The sequence below is a fragment of the Nostoc sp. PA-18-2419 genome (assembly GCF_005869855.1).
Classification (GTDB): Bacteria; Cyanobacteriota; Cyanobacteriia; order Cyanobacteriales; family Nostocaceae; genus Nostoc.
This window is the reverse complement of sequence record NZ_SZNH01000016.1, coordinates 40,438-56,575: the sequence shown is the minus strand read 5'-3', so window position 1 is coordinate 56,575 and position 16,138 is coordinate 40,438. Positions and strand designations below refer to the sequence as shown.

At 37.3% G+C, this 16,138-nt stretch carries 13 protein-coding genes; 9 read left to right on the top strand and 4 right to left on the bottom strand.

Annotated elements, in window-relative coordinates:
* Positions 1-329: 329 nt before the first annotated feature.
* The 9 genes from FCR06_RS17505 (at position 330) to FCR06_RS17465 (ending at position 10,488) form a co-directional block, all read left to right on the top strand.
* On the top strand, positions 330-821 hold the full coding sequence (locus FCR06_RS17505; RefSeq protein WP_138501920.1) for a hypothetical protein: 492 nt from the start codon (positions 330-332) through the stop codon (positions 819-821).
* Positions 822-846: 25 nt separating this feature from the next.
* Positions 847-2,013: a glycosyltransferase family 4 protein gene (locus FCR06_RS17500; protein ID WP_189523467.1), complete on the top strand. Its 1,167-nt coding sequence runs from the start codon at positions 847-849 to the stop codon at positions 2,011-2,013.
* A gap of 22 nt (positions 2,014-2,035) precedes the next feature.
* Positions 2,036-4,384, top strand: coding sequence for an ATP-binding cassette domain-containing protein (locus FCR06_RS17495; protein WP_138501916.1), 2,349 nt, complete (start codon positions 2,036-2,038; stop codon positions 4,382-4,384).
* A 4-nt stretch (positions 4,385-4,388) separates the two neighbouring features.
* Positions 4,389-5,594, top strand: coding sequence for a glycosyltransferase family 4 protein (locus tag FCR06_RS17490; RefSeq protein WP_138501914.1), 1,206 nt, complete (start codon positions 4,389-4,391; stop codon positions 5,592-5,594).
* A gap of 76 nt (positions 5,595-5,670) precedes the next feature.
* Positions 5,671-6,621: a glycosyltransferase family 10 domain-containing protein gene (locus FCR06_RS17485; protein ID WP_138501912.1), complete on the top strand. Its 951-nt coding sequence runs from the start codon at positions 5,671-5,673 to the stop codon at positions 6,619-6,621.
* A gap of 12 nt (positions 6,622-6,633) precedes the next feature.
* On the top strand, positions 6,634-7,614 hold the full coding sequence (locus tag FCR06_RS17480) for an Npun_R2821/Npun_R2822 family protein (protein WP_138501910.1): 981 nt from the start codon (positions 6,634-6,636) through the stop codon (positions 7,612-7,614).
* A gap of 3 nt (positions 7,615-7,617) precedes the next feature.
* The gene (locus FCR06_RS17475; RefSeq protein ID WP_138501908.1) at positions 7,618-8,508 is read left to right on the top strand and encodes an Npun_R2821/Npun_R2822 family protein; all 891 of its coding nucleotides are present in this window, start codon (positions 7,618-7,620) and stop codon (positions 8,506-8,508) included.
* A gap of 16 nt (positions 8,509-8,524) precedes the next feature.
* A complete protein-coding gene (locus FCR06_RS17470) occupies positions 8,525-9,559 on the top strand; it encodes an Npun_R2821/Npun_R2822 family protein (RefSeq protein ID WP_138501906.1) in 1,035 nt (344 codons plus the stop codon).
* A gap of 329 nt (positions 9,560-9,888) precedes the next feature.
* The gene (locus FCR06_RS17465) at positions 9,889-10,488 is read left to right on the top strand and encodes a protein-S-isoprenylcysteine O-methyltransferase (protein WP_189523466.1); all 600 of its coding nucleotides are present in this window, start codon (positions 9,889-9,891) and stop codon (positions 10,486-10,488) included.
* 115 nt (positions 10,489-10,603) lie between these two features.
* Here FCR06_RS17465 and FCR06_RS17460 read toward each other — a convergent pair whose 3' ends face one another.
* The 4 genes from FCR06_RS17460 to FCR06_RS17445 all read right to left on the bottom strand — a co-directional run bounded on the left by FCR06_RS17460 (position 10,604) and on the right by FCR06_RS17445 (position 15,955).
* A complete protein-coding gene (locus FCR06_RS17460; RefSeq protein WP_138501904.1) occupies positions 10,604-11,488 on the bottom strand; it encodes a hypothetical protein in 885 nt (294 codons plus the stop codon).
* A gap of 244 nt (positions 11,489-11,732) precedes the next feature.
* Positions 11,733-12,107, bottom strand: coding sequence for a hypothetical protein (locus FCR06_RS17455; protein WP_138501902.1), 375 nt, complete (start codon positions 12,105-12,107; stop codon positions 11,733-11,735).
* A 29-nt stretch (positions 12,108-12,136) separates the two neighbouring features.
* A complete protein-coding gene (locus FCR06_RS17450) occupies positions 12,137-13,861 on the bottom strand; it encodes an ABC1 kinase family protein (RefSeq protein ID WP_138501901.1) in 1,725 nt (574 codons plus the stop codon).
* Between the two features lie 528 nt (positions 13,862-14,389).
* Entirely contained in the window at positions 14,390-15,955 is a 1,566-nt protein-coding gene (locus FCR06_RS17445) for a lipopolysaccharide biosynthesis protein (RefSeq protein WP_138501899.1), read from the bottom strand.
* Between the last annotated feature and the right edge of the window lie 183 nt (positions 15,956-16,138).

The window sequence follows — 16,138 nt, the reverse complement described above, 5'->3', positions numbered from 1 at the left end:
ATCTGCACCAGCTAAAATGAGTATTTATACTTAAAGTTTTTGAGTCTAGTGCAATATTAACTATGATAATATACAACCTGGCTTTGGCGGTAATTATACTTAAAAAAAGTCAACTTCAGATGAATTTATCAGTGAATTTTCTCTGGGAAAAGCTACAAATATAAAGCTAAAGTTAATTTATTATTTTTTTGTTATTACAAACAATAAATTATCAGGATTATATTTGATTAGATTTATTCTATTATATTTAATAATAACTAAAATTAAAGTAATTTTTCTGAAGTCTAATCTGTTAGTTCAAGTGAAATTAAAAACTATTACTTAAAAATATGCAACCAGAAACTAGAGGATTTATTACTATTTTAACTGGACTTTATTCTTTTCAAGATTGTATTCATTTTTTAGCAGCCATTAGAAAATTTCATCAAGAACCAATAATTATTTTAATAGACGGAGTTCCTCCAGTTCTCTATCCTTTTTTAAAGGCTTTCAAAAATGTAATTTTAAAACCTGCTCCGCCGAATGAAAATACTGTTTTAGCATCACGAGAAGCAAAACTAGCTTTATATAGAACCTCTGAGTTTGATAAAACTATTTATCTGGATTCAGATATTTGCTTGCTTTCTGATATCAACGATGTATTTGAGTATTTAGATAAATATGATTTGCTATTAACTGAAATAAAAGTCCTTCATTGTACCTATCCTTATCGACCTCAGTATGCTAAAAATATTACTCGCTCCTTGTACACAAGAATTTTTGATAGATTGGCTAAAGTATTTTTACCGAATCAAGTTACAAATCCCTGGCGGAAGAAATAATTTATCAATAGGCAAATAGCTGATAATGAAAGAAAATTTAAAAGTATCATTGCTGGTATGGAATTTATCAACAAATGATGGATTTATTCGTGCATATTTATTAAAAAAAGCCCTGATTACCTTGGGCTATAAAGTACAAATATTAGGATTTTTATTTGGGAAAGAATTATATAAAGCAATTTCTGGTGAAGATGAAGTTTATACTGTGACTGGCTCAAATTATCCAAGTTTTTTTAAGTCCATTCGTCAAATTTTGAAAATTATTGATGGAGATATTATTTATGCTATAAAACCCCAGCCAGCAAGTTTTGGTATTGCACTTTTAAATAAATTCTACAGCAAAATACCAGTAATTTTAGATATAGATGACTGGGAACTTAGTTGGTATGGTGGTGATGAATGGCGTTATCGTCCTACATTTAAACAACTAGCTAGAGATTTACTAAAAAAAGATGGAGTTTTGAGGACACCTRATCATCCTTTGTACTTGAAATGGATGGAAGGTTTGGTCAATCAAGCTAATGCAGTAACCGTACATACTAACTTTTTACAGCAGCGTTTTGGCGGTCAGTATGTTCCCAATGGGAAGGATACTTCCTTATTTGACCCTGCTCGATACAATTGTGAAGAAAGTAGAACTCGTTATGGTTTATCTGAATATCGAATTTTAATGTTTCCTGGCGCCCCAAGACCTTATAAAGGATTAGAAGATGTTCTAATTGCTCTGGATAAAATTAATCAGCCAGACTTGAGATTGGTGATTGTGGGTGGTAGTCCTTATGATGATTACGATCGCCAACTTCAACAACAATGGGGACGCTGGATTATCAAACTACCAAATTATCCAGCTGATGTTATGCCTGATTTAGTAGCAGCCGCTCATATTGTAGTTGTTCCCCAGCGAGATACCCTAGAAACTCGCGCACAATTTCCTTTGAAGTTGACAGATGGCATGGCAATGGCTAAACCTGTATTATCAACACGCATTGGAGATATTCCCCAAATTTTAGATGATACTGGTTATTTAGTTGAGCCTGCTTGTCCCGAACAACTTGCTGAACAAATTCAATTTATTTTTCATAATTTAGAATTAGCAAATCAGCAAGGTATCAAGGCAAGACAAAGATGTGTAGAACACTATAGCATAGAGGCTATGGCTTCTACGTTGAAGTCAGTAATTGCCCAGTTGTGAATCATATTAATAAAAATACCCCATGTCTACCAGAAAACTACTACTAAGATTTGCAAAACCCTATCCTGGTTTGATTTTGCTAACAATATTGTTAGGATTTTCTGGAGCTTTATTTAATGGGATTAGCACAGCTTTAATTGTGCCGATAGTTTTAAAAATTGTTGGGCAAGAAGTAGATTTAACTACTGCGCCTCCCATCCTCAAAAAGATGCTATCTCCGTTTGATAATACTCCAGAAACTTATCGAATAGGAGTAATGGCTGGGGCAATTATATTTACAATTTTTTTAAAAAACTTAGCTACTTATGCCAGTGCCTTAGCATCGAGTTCCCTAACTCGCAAGCTGACATCAGATATGCGAGAAAGTGGATTAAAGCTATTACTAGAAATTGATATAGATTATTATGCCAAAACCAAGGTTGGTGATTTAATTAACCGCCTGGGTGGAGAAATTGGACGTGCTGCCAGTGCTGTCGGGAGTACAGTCAAAATTGTTATCTTAGGAATTACAATTTTAGTTTTTGTTGGTTTATTACTGTCAATTTCTTGGCAATTGACCGTTGCAGCTACGCTTTTGTTGTCGTTAGTGACGTTAGTCAATCAGTATGCTATTTCTCGCTCTAAAATTTATGGGAAGCAGCTCAGCGAGATGTCGAAAGCATATTCAATTTCTGTCTTGGAAACTTTAAACGGGATTCGCTTAGTTAAGGCGACAGGAAATGAAGAAAAAGAATACGAACGAATTAAAAATTTAATCCGCGATCGCGAATTAGCAGATTTTCGCTCTCAAATTAATTCTGAAGCAATCACACCCATCGGTGAGGTAATGGGTATTACAGCTTTGCTGATGATTGTACTTTTGAGTAAAACTTTCTTTGCTAATGAAGTTGCTTCACTTTCTACCGTACTTCTAACATATTTATTAGTACTGTTGCGAGTGTTGCCATTAATTTCTCAGTTAAATACTATTCGCAGTAACTTTGCTAGTACTGCCGCCAGTGTGGATGTAGCGAACGAGTTTTTAAGCTTGGATAATAAACCATTCATGGGTAACGGTAAACTTCCTTATACAAAATTACAAGAGGGAGTATCTTTTAATTCTCTTTGCTTTGCTTACCCCGATCATGAAAAGTTAGTTCTCAAAGATGTAAATTTATATTTACCGCGTGGCACGACTTTAGCATTAGTAGGCGGTTCTGGTGCGGGAAAATCGACTTTAGCAGACCTTTTGCCAAGATTTTACGATCCGGTGGCTGGTGGAATTACTATCGACGACACTGATTTGCGGGAATTTGATATGGTATCCCTGCGTAAGCATATGGGAATTGTCAGTCAAGATACCTTTCTTTTTAATGATTCGATAAAAAATAATATTGCCTATGGATGTCCTGAGGCGACTGAGGATGAAATTATTACAGCAGCTAAACGGGCAAACGCTTATGAATTTATTAGTAAATTACCTCACGGATTTGATACCTTAATTGGCGATCGCGGCGTCATGTTATCTGGTGGACAAAGGCAAAGACTGGCGATCGCCCGCGCATTAGTGCAAAATCCGGAAATTCTGATTTTGGATGAAGCCACCAGCGCTTTAGATACCGTTTCCGAACGCTTAGTCCAAGCTGCACTCGATGAACTCAGCCGCGATCGTACCACCCTAGTAATTGCTCACCGCCTTTCCACAGTCCAAAAAGCCGATCAAATTGCCGTATTAGATCAAGGACGAGTAGTAGAAGTGGGAACCCATGAAGAACTTTTACAAAAGGGTGGTTACTACTCACGCTTGTACTCAATGCAATTCACCGTAGATGCCGAGCAGCTTGTCGTCAGACATGGACCTAATAATAACTTGATTCAAACAAGAATCCTCAAGGCAATGCGCCAAAACTCAAAGAAATTTGCTGAACGTCCTGAAGTCATTACCAAACACAATCAAAGCTTGCTCCGGATTTCTCACGAAATTCGCACACAGTTGAACTCAATGATTGGGTTCCTGCGCTTATTACTTGACGATCTGGTAAATGATTCCCAAGAACGGCACGAATTAATTGAAAACTCTTACAAATCAGCCTGGAGAATTCTCAACACCATTGATATTTTTGAGGATGTTATTAACTTGCAAACCCAGGGGCAACTGATCTCCATTTCTGACCAAAATCAGAATGTTATCAGCGACTATTATCAAACCTTTAATCATATTTCTGTTGAATTTCGGACTTCTCTTAACCTCATACTTAGCTCTCTCCGCTCTTTAGCTGATTCTTTGATAGATACTCCTCAAGAACAACATGAATTAATCAGTGAAAGTTATGAATATGCTATGTACTTAATCGATAATTTAGAAAAATTTGAGGAAAGTATTAAAGTCTAACAATATGAAAAATCCTGCTGATCAAAAACACTATATTTATTTTATTGGTGAAGAATTGCCCCAGCCTGAGGCTCATTTAGTACAATCTACAAATGCTGCTAACGCCGTCGCTAACCTGGGCTACTCCACAGTTTTGGTATACCCTGATAAAAAAGCAAAAGCTACTAACCTAATTAACCTAGCACGTCCTTTTCAACCAAAAAAAACACCAACAGAACTTATTAAATATTACAACCTCCATAACAAATTAAAAGTTGCTCCCTTACCAATGCCTTGGCCGATTGACCATTTCTCCAGCAAATTCACAGATTCTAACACCATTGCCTGTAAATATTATTTTCCCTTTCACATACTTCCAACTACTAAACTTGTCCACAGTCGTAACTGGAATTTTGTCAAAGCTGCGATTAAAAATGGTGTTCCGGCAATTTACGAACATCATCATCACGAAGACAAACCATTTGAAGAAGAAATAGTTAATCATCCCCTATTACAAATTGCTGTCACTGTTGTAGAAACTATCCGCAAAAGCATGATCGAAAATGGGATGCCACCAGAAAAAGTAATTAGGCTGCACAACGGTTATAATCGCTTATTTATGGAAAGACAACCAGAAAAAGCAGCAGAATGGCGTCAAAAACTATTGTCAAATGAAAGTCAAAAATTAGTAGTTTATGCGGGAGCTATACAGCAATTTAAAGGTATTGATATACTAATTTATGTAGCTGAACAAATGCCGAATGTACAATTTGTTTGTGCAGGTGGAAAGTCAACAGAAGTCGAATACTACCAGCAATTAATCAAAGAAAAACAGGTTCACAACATTAAATTTTTGGGCTATGTCTTACATCATGAATTAGCATCTCTGCTACAAGCAGCCGACGTTTTAGTTCATCCTCATTGTTCGGGAAAAGCTGCAACTTTTACATCTCCCTTAAAACTATTTGACTACTTCGCCTCTGGAACCCCCATTGTCGCTACAGAAATTCCATCATTAATTGAATTTCAAAATACCCAAGCCATAGCCGCTTGGTGTGAACCAGATAACCCCAGCAAATTTGCTGAAAGTTTGCAGCGAGTCTTAGAAACTCATCCCCGAAAAATAGAAGGTTATCCAGATAGCATCGAATTTGTCAAACAATTCTCTTGGGAAAATCGAGCTGCAAAAATCCTAACTTACGTTGATAAATCTCTACTTCCTCCATTATAAAAAACCACATAAACTCCTCATTCCTCTTTGCGCCTCTGCGCCTCTGCGTGAATAGATCCTTATTTTAAAATCACAAATGACTATCAAAACTGTAGGCATGATTAGCAGTTATCGAGGTTTAGAAACCAGAGCCGATTGGCTTTGGCAACAAACCCCGCATCAATTTGGAATTTGGGGCAATATACAAATGCAAGCACTAGCAGCAAAACCTGATTTTCTGCTAATGTATCAATTTGATTTTCCCAAAGCAGTGCCACAACAATCCTGGTTTGATAGCTTACGCAAACGCCAGAAAAAATCAGTCATTAATGTTGATTCTCTATTGCGTGATGTCAACAAAGAACAGATTATTTATTTACTAAGAGAACCACCTTTAGATGAAGTTTTAGAAATCACTAATTATAATTATCAAGAAGCCCAGAAGTATTGCGCTTACATTTCTGGGCCTGATGATTTTGCCCCAACTCCTGACTATATGCCTGCTATTTGGTATCATTCAAATACATTTCAAGATTTGAATGAAATGCCACCTCCCCAAAAAGTTGCCCCATGTAGTTGGATTACTTCAGGAATTAACCGCACAGTCAAACATCGCCAGCGTTTAGACTTTTTAAAATCCCTACAATCTACTGGCATGAAGTTTGATTTGTATGGGCGCAACTTACCAGAATGGGCGAAAAAGTCAGGAGAATTGGGTAATAAGTGGTATGGCATGGCACCATATTATTATAATTTAGCAATCGAAAACTATGCTGATAATAATTGGTATGTAAGTGAGAAACTTTGGGATAGTTTACTTGCTTGGTGTCTGCCAATTTATTATGGGGGTCCGGCTGCTGATAATTTATTGCCACCCGGTAGTTTTTTAAGATTACCCAGTTTAGATGAAAAAGGCATTGCTTACATCCAAGAAGTGACAGCAACACCTGATGCTTGGTATCAAGCTAAAGATGCGATCGCCGAAGCACGGCAAATCATCTTACACAAATTAAATCTACTTAACTGGTTATCAAATTTTGTTGCTTAACACTGATAAATTATGAATGGTATTTGTACCCTTGGTAATGATTATGTTTTCGACCAGCTGGTGGCTTTACTCAATAGTATTGAGGTGATATTAGGCAAAGAAACTCCAGTTTGTATCTATCCTTTTGATGACCAAATACAACGAATTGCTGAGGAAATAACTCAGCGTCCTAATGTATTTATTTATGATAATCAAGAATCAATCAATCGCTGGGATCAATTTATGCTCTCAGCAGCCCCAGAACGATTGAATCGCAGTAAATTCCGTCTTTATGGCGCTCATCGTCGTTTTTGTGCTTTTGATGGTCCCTTCGATAAGTTTATCTATTTAGATGCAGACACTTTGGTGATGAATTCACTAGCGTCGGTATTTGAAAAGTTAGATAATTATGATTTTGTTGTCTACGATTTTCAATTTAAAGACGTTAGTAAAATCTATAATATTAATTCTCCAAAAGTATTAGAGATTTTTGAGCAAAAGCGCATTGATGCCGAAATATTTTGTTCGGGTTTTTATGGGTCAAAACAAGGAATATTTAACTCAGAACACCAAGATTGGCTGATATCAAATTTACAAAATGGTGAAGCGGAAATTTTATATGAAGGTGCTGGCGAACAACCTCTGATTAATTACATGGTCATGAGGTCTAATCTTCCTATTTATAACTTTGCTAAGCAATTACCAGATAATCTCAAAACAGGATGTTCTGCGACATCAAAACACTTTGAAGAACAAGAACATATTTTATATGATAAAGGTAATCGTCTAACTTACCTGCATTATATTGGTATTCCTCCTCATATCAATCAAGCAGTCTGTGCCGGAGAAAATATTGAGTTTCCCTATCGGGATTTATTTCTTTACTATCGTTATTTGCACGAACCAGAAAAGCGTCCAGTATTTACCAATCCCCCAAAGAACTATAATGACTCTCCCACACCAAATTTACTCACAAGAGCTTTGCGAAAATTAAAGTTAATAAATCAAGGATAATTTATGAACAGGGGAATTTATATTGTTGCCAATGACCGAGTGATCGATAATGCGATCGCTTTACTTAATAGTATTCGTTACTATGACCCAGAAGTGACTATTTATCTCATACCATTTAATGAAAATTATCACAAGGTAGCAGAACAACTTGCTACCTTACACAACGTACAAATTTTCCCAGATTTAGAATTTATTGACAAATTTACCAAACGCATCGGTGAAATTTTTGATAGAGATTTCCTCGCCTTACCCAATAAAATGCGTAAACTAGTGGCCTGGTTTGGCCCTTTAGATGAGTTTATTTATATTGATACTGATATTGTCGTTTTTGAAAAAATTGCTGATAATTTAGACAAATTTTCAGAAGTTGATTTCTTCTGTTGTGATTATCATCATGCTAACGACAAGCTGCGAAATATTTTTTCTCCATTGATAGAAGAACAGCAAATTTTTTCGGATGTCCAGCTTGAAGATGTTTTCAACAGTGGTTTTTGGGCTGCTAAAAAAGGAACTATTACCGAACAACAGATGGATGAAACTTTGCGCGAATGTGCTGCACATCGGGAATATTTTGATTTTTCCGAAGGAGTAACAGACCAACCAATTCTCAATTATTTAGTTCTCAAACTGATTGCCAAACGTGGTAATCTCGTCAAAATCCCTGGGGGAGGGCCTGGTAGTTGGGCGGGTTCGCGAAATTTTCAACAGCAAGACTACGCCTTATATGACCGAGGACAACGACTGAAATATCTCCATTGGGCTGGTACACGGATGAAAACTGGTAGCCCCTATTGGGAATTGTGGGAACACTATCGCTATCTTCATGAGGGTAAATTTGCCTTTATTCCTAAACTGACTCGGCGTTTATTTCCCTTTGTTGTTGCCCGCATTTAATATTAGGAGTATCCCAATGATTGATGGTATTTATATTCTGGCCAATGATGTTGTTTACGACCAACTAATTGCATTGCTTAATAGTATAGAGGCTAATGCTGGTAGAAAAATTCCTATTTGTATACTTCCATATAACGATCGCTTAGACAAGGTAAAAGCAGAAATTGCGTCTAGAGATAATCTCACGTTATTTGAAGACTCTGATGCCATAGCTTATTGGGATAATTTTGCTACCCAGATATGGAAAAATTACCCCAGAGCGCAAAAAACTTGGCGAGAGTGGGGTTTTCCAGAACTCTATGAGTTACCCATGCACCGCAAATTTTGTGCTATCGATGGCCCCTTTGATAGATTCATTTATTTTGATGCCGATACCTTGTTAATGGGGCCAGTAGATTATGTATATGAAAAATTAGATACTTGTGATTGGGTAGTCAACGATTTTCAGTATAAATCAGAATTAAAATTTATTTTTGATGGCTCTCCAGAGCAAATACAGCAAGTTTTTAATACAGACAATATCCAATCCAAAATATTTTGTGCTGGTTGGTTTGCCACTAAGAAAAATATTTTTTCCTCAGCTATCAGAGCCGACTTATTCGATAAATTAAAATCAGGTGAAGCTGATGTCATGGCTTTTTTAGCACCCGACCAATCTTTATTTAACTACATGGTATTGAGAAGCGGCATTTCATATTATAACTTTGCTTATCATAACTGCGAACAGGCAACTGGTAATCACTGGAGTTCTCAATTTGATGTAGTCGATAATATTCTCTACGACCAAGGGCGCAGATTGACATACTTACACTATATGAGTATATCTTCATCAGCTTTTGTGCGGCTTTGTGGGGGTGAAGATGTTGATATTCCTTACCGCGATGTTTTCTTACATTATCGCTACTTAAAATCGCCAGAAAAACGCCCCCAAACCTTTACACGCCCAAGCCAGTTAACACTTTTGCAAAAGTCTACTAGCAAGTTTATTCAACAAAGAATCAACAATTTTAAACTAAACTACCGTAATTTTAAAGATAAAATTACTCAATAAAAGGGGCTGGAGATTGAGTACTAAGAAAATATTCCTAAATATTTATTTCCTAATGCCTAGTCTCTAATCCTCCAACACCCTGCGGTTAAGACATATAGCCGTAGTTACATAGGTTAGGACAGTATTGATTGCTCAAACCTTGAATAAACTAGGTTTTTACTCACCACTTTGCTATATCTCCGTTGAGGCGGCACAAATGCTGCTTAACTTTTTTCTGGAACGGTATTTGACGTAAAATTATATTCAAAGAGTTTTCGTATATTTAAGTAGTTAGTTACGATGCCCAACCGTTAAGCAACTATTAGAAAATTTGATGAGAAGGAATCGCTATGTCTGAGGAGACGCGCAAAATTGTTTTTTTGGTTGGCTTTATCATCACTTATACGATTCGGTTTTACTTCGCAGGGCTTGCTAAACACAACAAGAAGGTGGTGGACGGACGGGTGACTGTTCTAGAAAAAGTTTTGCTATTTCTAGTAATTATTGGAATATTTGTCTTGCCTTTAGTGAATGTCTTTACACCTTGGTTTGACTTTGCTGCTTACGATTTACCTAATTGGACAGGATGGCTTGGTACAATCGTGTTTGGGTTGGCGATCGCCCTTTTTTGGCGCTCCCATACTGACTTAGGGCAGAACTGGTCAGCATCGCTTGAAATTCGTGACGAGCATACACTGGTTGAGAATGGAGTTTACCAATATATTCGTCATCCAATGTACGCGGCATTTTGGCTTTGGGGAATTGCCCAAGCACTGCTGCTACACAATTGGATTTGCGGACTGTCTTATCTGGTATCGTTTTTACCGATGTATCTATTTCGTGTGCCTCAAGAAGAACAGATGATGCTGGATACATTTAAACAGCAGTATCAGCAATACATGACTCGCACAGGTCGAGTTTTACCTAAATTCTTTCCACAATCCGACTAACATTAGACGCAAGCAGTAAGATTCTACTTCCCAATAATAAGAAGTGTTGCTTCCTTTGCAGAATAATTTTAGTGTTTTAGTGGGGTCAGCATCTCACCCGTCCTTTGTTTGCTTTTTATCTGTAATAAAAATCGAAATTACTCAAGGTTGCAAGTCTTAAGCGCAGCGAACGATAGTAATAGCCGATAGTTTTATCTAATCTAGATACCACCTTTTTGAAAATTGAACGCTTGGGGAATTCAATTGCTTCATGCTGTTGAAAATATATTAAACTTTCTTCTGGTTTTGCTTGTCCTTTTTTAATTTTTTGTCGTTCTACCCAATCTTTAAAATAAACAATATCCTCCATAGCATCCCATCTAACTGCTAATCCTGCTTTAGCAGCAGCTAATCCTATTGCATAACCTATAGCACAAGTAAAACCGTTTAACTCACAATAATATGCAATGGTTTCCCAATGCTTGAGAAATTCGATTTCGCGCCCATCTTGCCTTGTAACTGCAAATAGAACTTCCATCACAAACTGGGTATTATTATCTTCTAAATTTAAATCCAGTTTTTGTGCTAGCTTGTTAACAATTTCCAAGTCTCTAATTCTTTTTGGTTTATGCAAGTCATTGACTGAACCAACGTAAGCTTGATTATGTTTAACAATACTGGCGCAACTTCTCGCTGTAATTCCAGGAAGAAACTTGAGATTTGGTGCTACCTTATCCAATATTCGCATATCTACATCAACAAAAATGCCAGTATGAAATAGCGATAATGCTTTGGCAATCACAAATCTTTTATCGTGGTAACAACCAATACTTTGTTGTTGATGTGGAAAAGCTAAAACATGAGAATATTTACTAAATTCCTGTGGCTTATCTGTTAAGATTACAAACTTGGTTCCAGGTGAATGTTTTTCAATATCTTCAGCTAATAAAAAAGCATGAGAGCGATATCTCTCACCCAAAGCTAAGGCGCAAAAGCAGAAATCTTTTTCTTCTTGAGTCATAGTTTATAAAACTCCTCTTGTAAAGGTAAAAATAAATATTTATTTCTACAAAAAAATATTACAAAGTAGAGTATTCCTATTTATCTTTTTAAGCAGATATACTATGGTATTTTTACGTAATTCTAACGCAAATAAATATTGAAGTTTATGAAATTTCAGTAAAAAGTAAGTATTCACCGCCAGCAAATTATTTAGTGACGGTAAAGATTTACGTTGATTTAAATGTTGGTAAAGTGTTCTATACCTAAGAAAAAGAATCCAAATCTAGAGATTGCATTCCTTCGCGTTGGATAAAGGTGAGCATACTTCCTAATTGCAACCACACTAACAAACAAGTCAGCAGACTAATTGGTAAACCAACTCCTAAAGCTAGTAAGGAGGGAAAGCCAAATATTTCTAAGCCTGAAAACATAAATAAACAAATACCGCCTGTTATACCCAAAAATGGTACAAACAATTGTTTCAATGAGGAGCGCGGTTTAGCATTTTCTGTAGGCTCGCTTGGCCAATTCTGGACAATTACTTTCAAAGTTCCAGATAATGCAATACCAGATGTTAAGGCTGCTAAAAAGCCAACAAGTAATAGAAAATAAGGAGGTTGCAAGGGGAAATAGTACATGGAAACTCGTGGTTGAGATTAAAGACTTTTTAGTTTTTACTTGCTGACTGATTTCCAACAAAAGACCCAAGAAATGCAGCTTTTGGTAAAATTGCGGCTGCGCCTTCTCTGGATAATTCTGTTAAAATACCGATCGCTACGTTGAATAAACGATCCGGTTTTAAGTCATCTTTAACCAGGTTCCACAGGCGTTGGACTTCTTCGGTGTGCAAGCGGTCATCTTCTGTAAGAGCAAGCACCACTTGTCGCCGGAGAAACTTGCCTTCATCGGATATTAAATATTGGAAGCCCATTTGTGCTGTAGGTACAACATCAAAGTTACCATCAGTACGAGCGATCGCAATTAAATTTTCTAACCGCTGCCACTGGAATTTACCATCTTTGAATAGCACGTTCAATAATCGTCGCCGCAATTGGGCTGATTCTCCCGTCAGCAATCGCCGTGCTATATATGGATAACCCACCTCGACAATTTTGAAATCCCGGTTGAGGCTCAAGGCAATACCTTCTTGAGTCACCAAGGAACGAATAATCAAAGCAAACTTAGCCGGAACTCGGAAAGGATATTCATACATCAGTTCTGAGAATTCATCGGTGATAGTTTTGAAGTTAAAATCTCCGACGTTTTTACCGATAGCGTTTCCCAACACCGCTTCTAATGCGGGTACAATTGGGCAAATATTTGTGTCTGGAGTTAGAAACCCCAATTTGACAAAGTCTTCGGCTAAATCGTTATAGTCTTTATTCACCAAATGCACTAGTGCGTCTACTAGCGTTTCTTTGGTGGTTTGTTCTAACTGATCCATCATCCCAAAGTCTATGTAAGCCATGCGACCATCGGGCATAGCAAACAAGTTACCAGGATGGGGGTCTGCATGGAAGAAGCCGTGTTCTAATAACTGTTGCAAACCCGAGGTTACACCAATTTGGATGATAGCTTCTGGGTCTAAACCTGCTTCTCTGATGCGTTGAGTGTCTGTGAGCTTGAAGCCGTTAATCCATTCCAAAGTTAAAACGTGGGTATTGGTATAACGCCAATAAATCCCTGGAACTTTTACCTGGGGGTCGTTGTGGAAGTTGCTAGCAAATTTTTCGGCGTTGCGGCCTTCATTAATATAGTCAATTTCTTCAAATAACTTGATGCCAAACTCGTCCACAATTAAAGTCAGGTCATGACCGAGATTCAGGGGTAACCAAGGGGCTAGCCAACTCGCCGCCCAGCGCATCAAATATAAGTCGCGTGTCAGAATCGGGCGTAAGTTGGGACGTTGCACCTTGACTGCGACTTCTTCCCCAGTGACTAAACGACCACGGTATACTTGACCCAAGCTAGCAGCAGCTACCGGATTGGGTGAGAGTTCGCTAAAACTGTCGTGAATGGGGCGGTCAAGTTCGGTTTCGATAATTCGGTAAGCGATCGCATTATCGAATGGTGGTAACTGGTCTTGCAACTTGACAAGTTCTTCTAAAAAATCTTTGCGTATCAGGTCTGGTCTGGTGGAGAGGGCTTGACCAACTTTAATAAAAGTAGGACCCAGACCTGTGAGCAGTTTTCGCAACTGGATGGCTCGTTTTAATTTGTTCTGCTCAACTTTATCTTGCCATTCATCCAACTTTATATTAAGTAGAAATCCTGCAAAGGACCAGATAATTCTCAGTAATCGCCCCCAGGCTACCCAAGGACGGTAACGATAGTAGCGAGCGATCGCCTCTGGATTGTAGCGTTTTAGCTGAGCAGGTTGATACTGACCCACGCCTTTATTTGCCTCTTCAACTCAGAAATTTACACTTTTGTTGCTTTTTCTCCCGACCACAAGTTACTTGCATGTACAAGATAGCCGTAGTCTTCGATCTAAAACAGTTAGAACTTTACCCTTTTGGGATATCCTTCTAGGCAAATTTAGCCTGTGTTACTGCTTAGATTTGTTTATCTTTTTCTTAATTATACTTTATAAAACTACAACTACTTGTACGGCTCTCTGATAATTTTATCTTTTCTTAACTAACTTTTATATAATTCTACATATAAAAATTAGACAATGAACTCAAAATTCAGTAACTATATCTACTCTGAACTACATCTAATATCAGTATTCTCACTAAGATAGGAGTTGCTCAGTAGTCATAATTTATCTTGATTAGGCATGATTTTCTACAAAATAAAGTAAATTCAGAGTTTGATTTTTATAGATTCTGATACCAATTTACTTGTCAGTTGGACAATTTATAAATTTTTACTTCCACTCCCTCAACTGAAAGTTACGGTAAGACATGTAGATATTTCATAATTCAGACAGCCTTAGCCAAGCTTTTAGTTTTCCCTGAATAGTTGTACGGTGATGGTCTTGTAAAACGCTCATCCACACTGAAGTTAATAAAACAGCGCCACAAATTACTGCACTAGTGGCAATTACAGCCCATTCTGAAGTTATTCCTAACAGAAATAGACTTTTCTTAGCTAACCAAGATAAGCTCAAACAGCAGATTAAGACGGTAGCCCACAAACCAACTACCTGACGTAAATAGACACCAAAGTTGAGGCGCAAACGTACCATTGGTCTGTAGACTGCATACCAATTGTTTGTCAGCATCTGTGCCAACATTGTTGCCATTGCTACTCCAAGTAACCCCAGAGGTTTAATCAAAACCGATGTAAATACTAAATTCAGAATACCTGAAGTTAAAGCCCAAGGTGCGTACTTTTCATCCTCTGTGGCTCGGGAACTTGTTGTCAGAATCACATGTTGCGTTTCTAAGGTGACGATAATACAAAAAATCAACAAGACATCAAGACCAACAAAGTTACCATTACCCAACCACAATTTAATAAAATCTTCACCTGCCACAATCAAAAATGCAACTCCTGCTGCCACAATGGACAATCCTATGCGTGCATTACGTAAAGTCATTCGGTGAATTTCTGCTAAATTTCCTGCTTGCCAGGCTTGACTAATAAAAACTGCTGAAGAACCAGCAAAAGCAACAGCGGCTTGAGAAATATTAGCTATCAAATTATAAGTTGCTTGATAACTGGGAATATTGTGAGAACCCTTAAAAATAGCAATAAAATAAGTATCAGTTCGTAAAATCAAAAAGGTTCCTAAATCAGTTAACCACCAATATAATGATGGCTTAAATAGTGCTTTAGCATATTCAATATTCCAATTGCCCTGCAAAAGTAATAAATTAGGAAAACGCCAACGAATAATTGTGATAAATATTAACCGCTGGATTAAACCAGCAAATACAGAAATTGTTGCCAACGCTAATAATCCACCCCCCAACATGACTGCAATCATGTTACTAAATATAATTAAAAAATAGGTTAATACTGCAATCAGACCATCCCAACCAACATATCCCATACCTGCCAATAAGCAGTCAAAGTAAGATAACCAAACTGCGATCGCGTAACCAACACACATCAATGTCCAAGCCCAAAGTACTTGCTCTTGAGACACTTCATGTAACTCAAGTTGGCTGATTAAACCGTAACCAACAACCCACGCGATCAAGAAAACAGCTACAGCCAAGCATTGTAAAATTAACCGACCTGTAACTACTAAATCTCCGATATGTTGCTGAGTCTCATCTGTTAATTCTACTTCCGCATCGAAGCCACTTTTTCCTTTTGCCAAAGCTATATGCCGCGTCAAAGTTGGGGTAACTCCTAAAGACAGCAACCAGAAAAAAGATTGGCTATTACCTAATAAATACCATAACCCAAGTTCTTCTTTTCCCATAAACCGGAAAAGAGTTGGTGTTAAAACTAAGCCTGAGAAAATTATCGATACCCGACTTAGCCAGGAAACACTCACTGCAAAAGCAATTCGTCGAGAAACTGACATATAATATAATTCTTTAGATTGAGATAATGAGAAAAATTGTTAAAGCTAAACTGTGGCAAAAAATAATATTAAGTAGGCAAACCTAAAATCGGCGATCGCAATTTACAAGTCAGTCCTTGAACTCAAATATAATCTTCGACTCCAAACCACCTGATAATCGTTATTGCTAAAGTTAAACATATT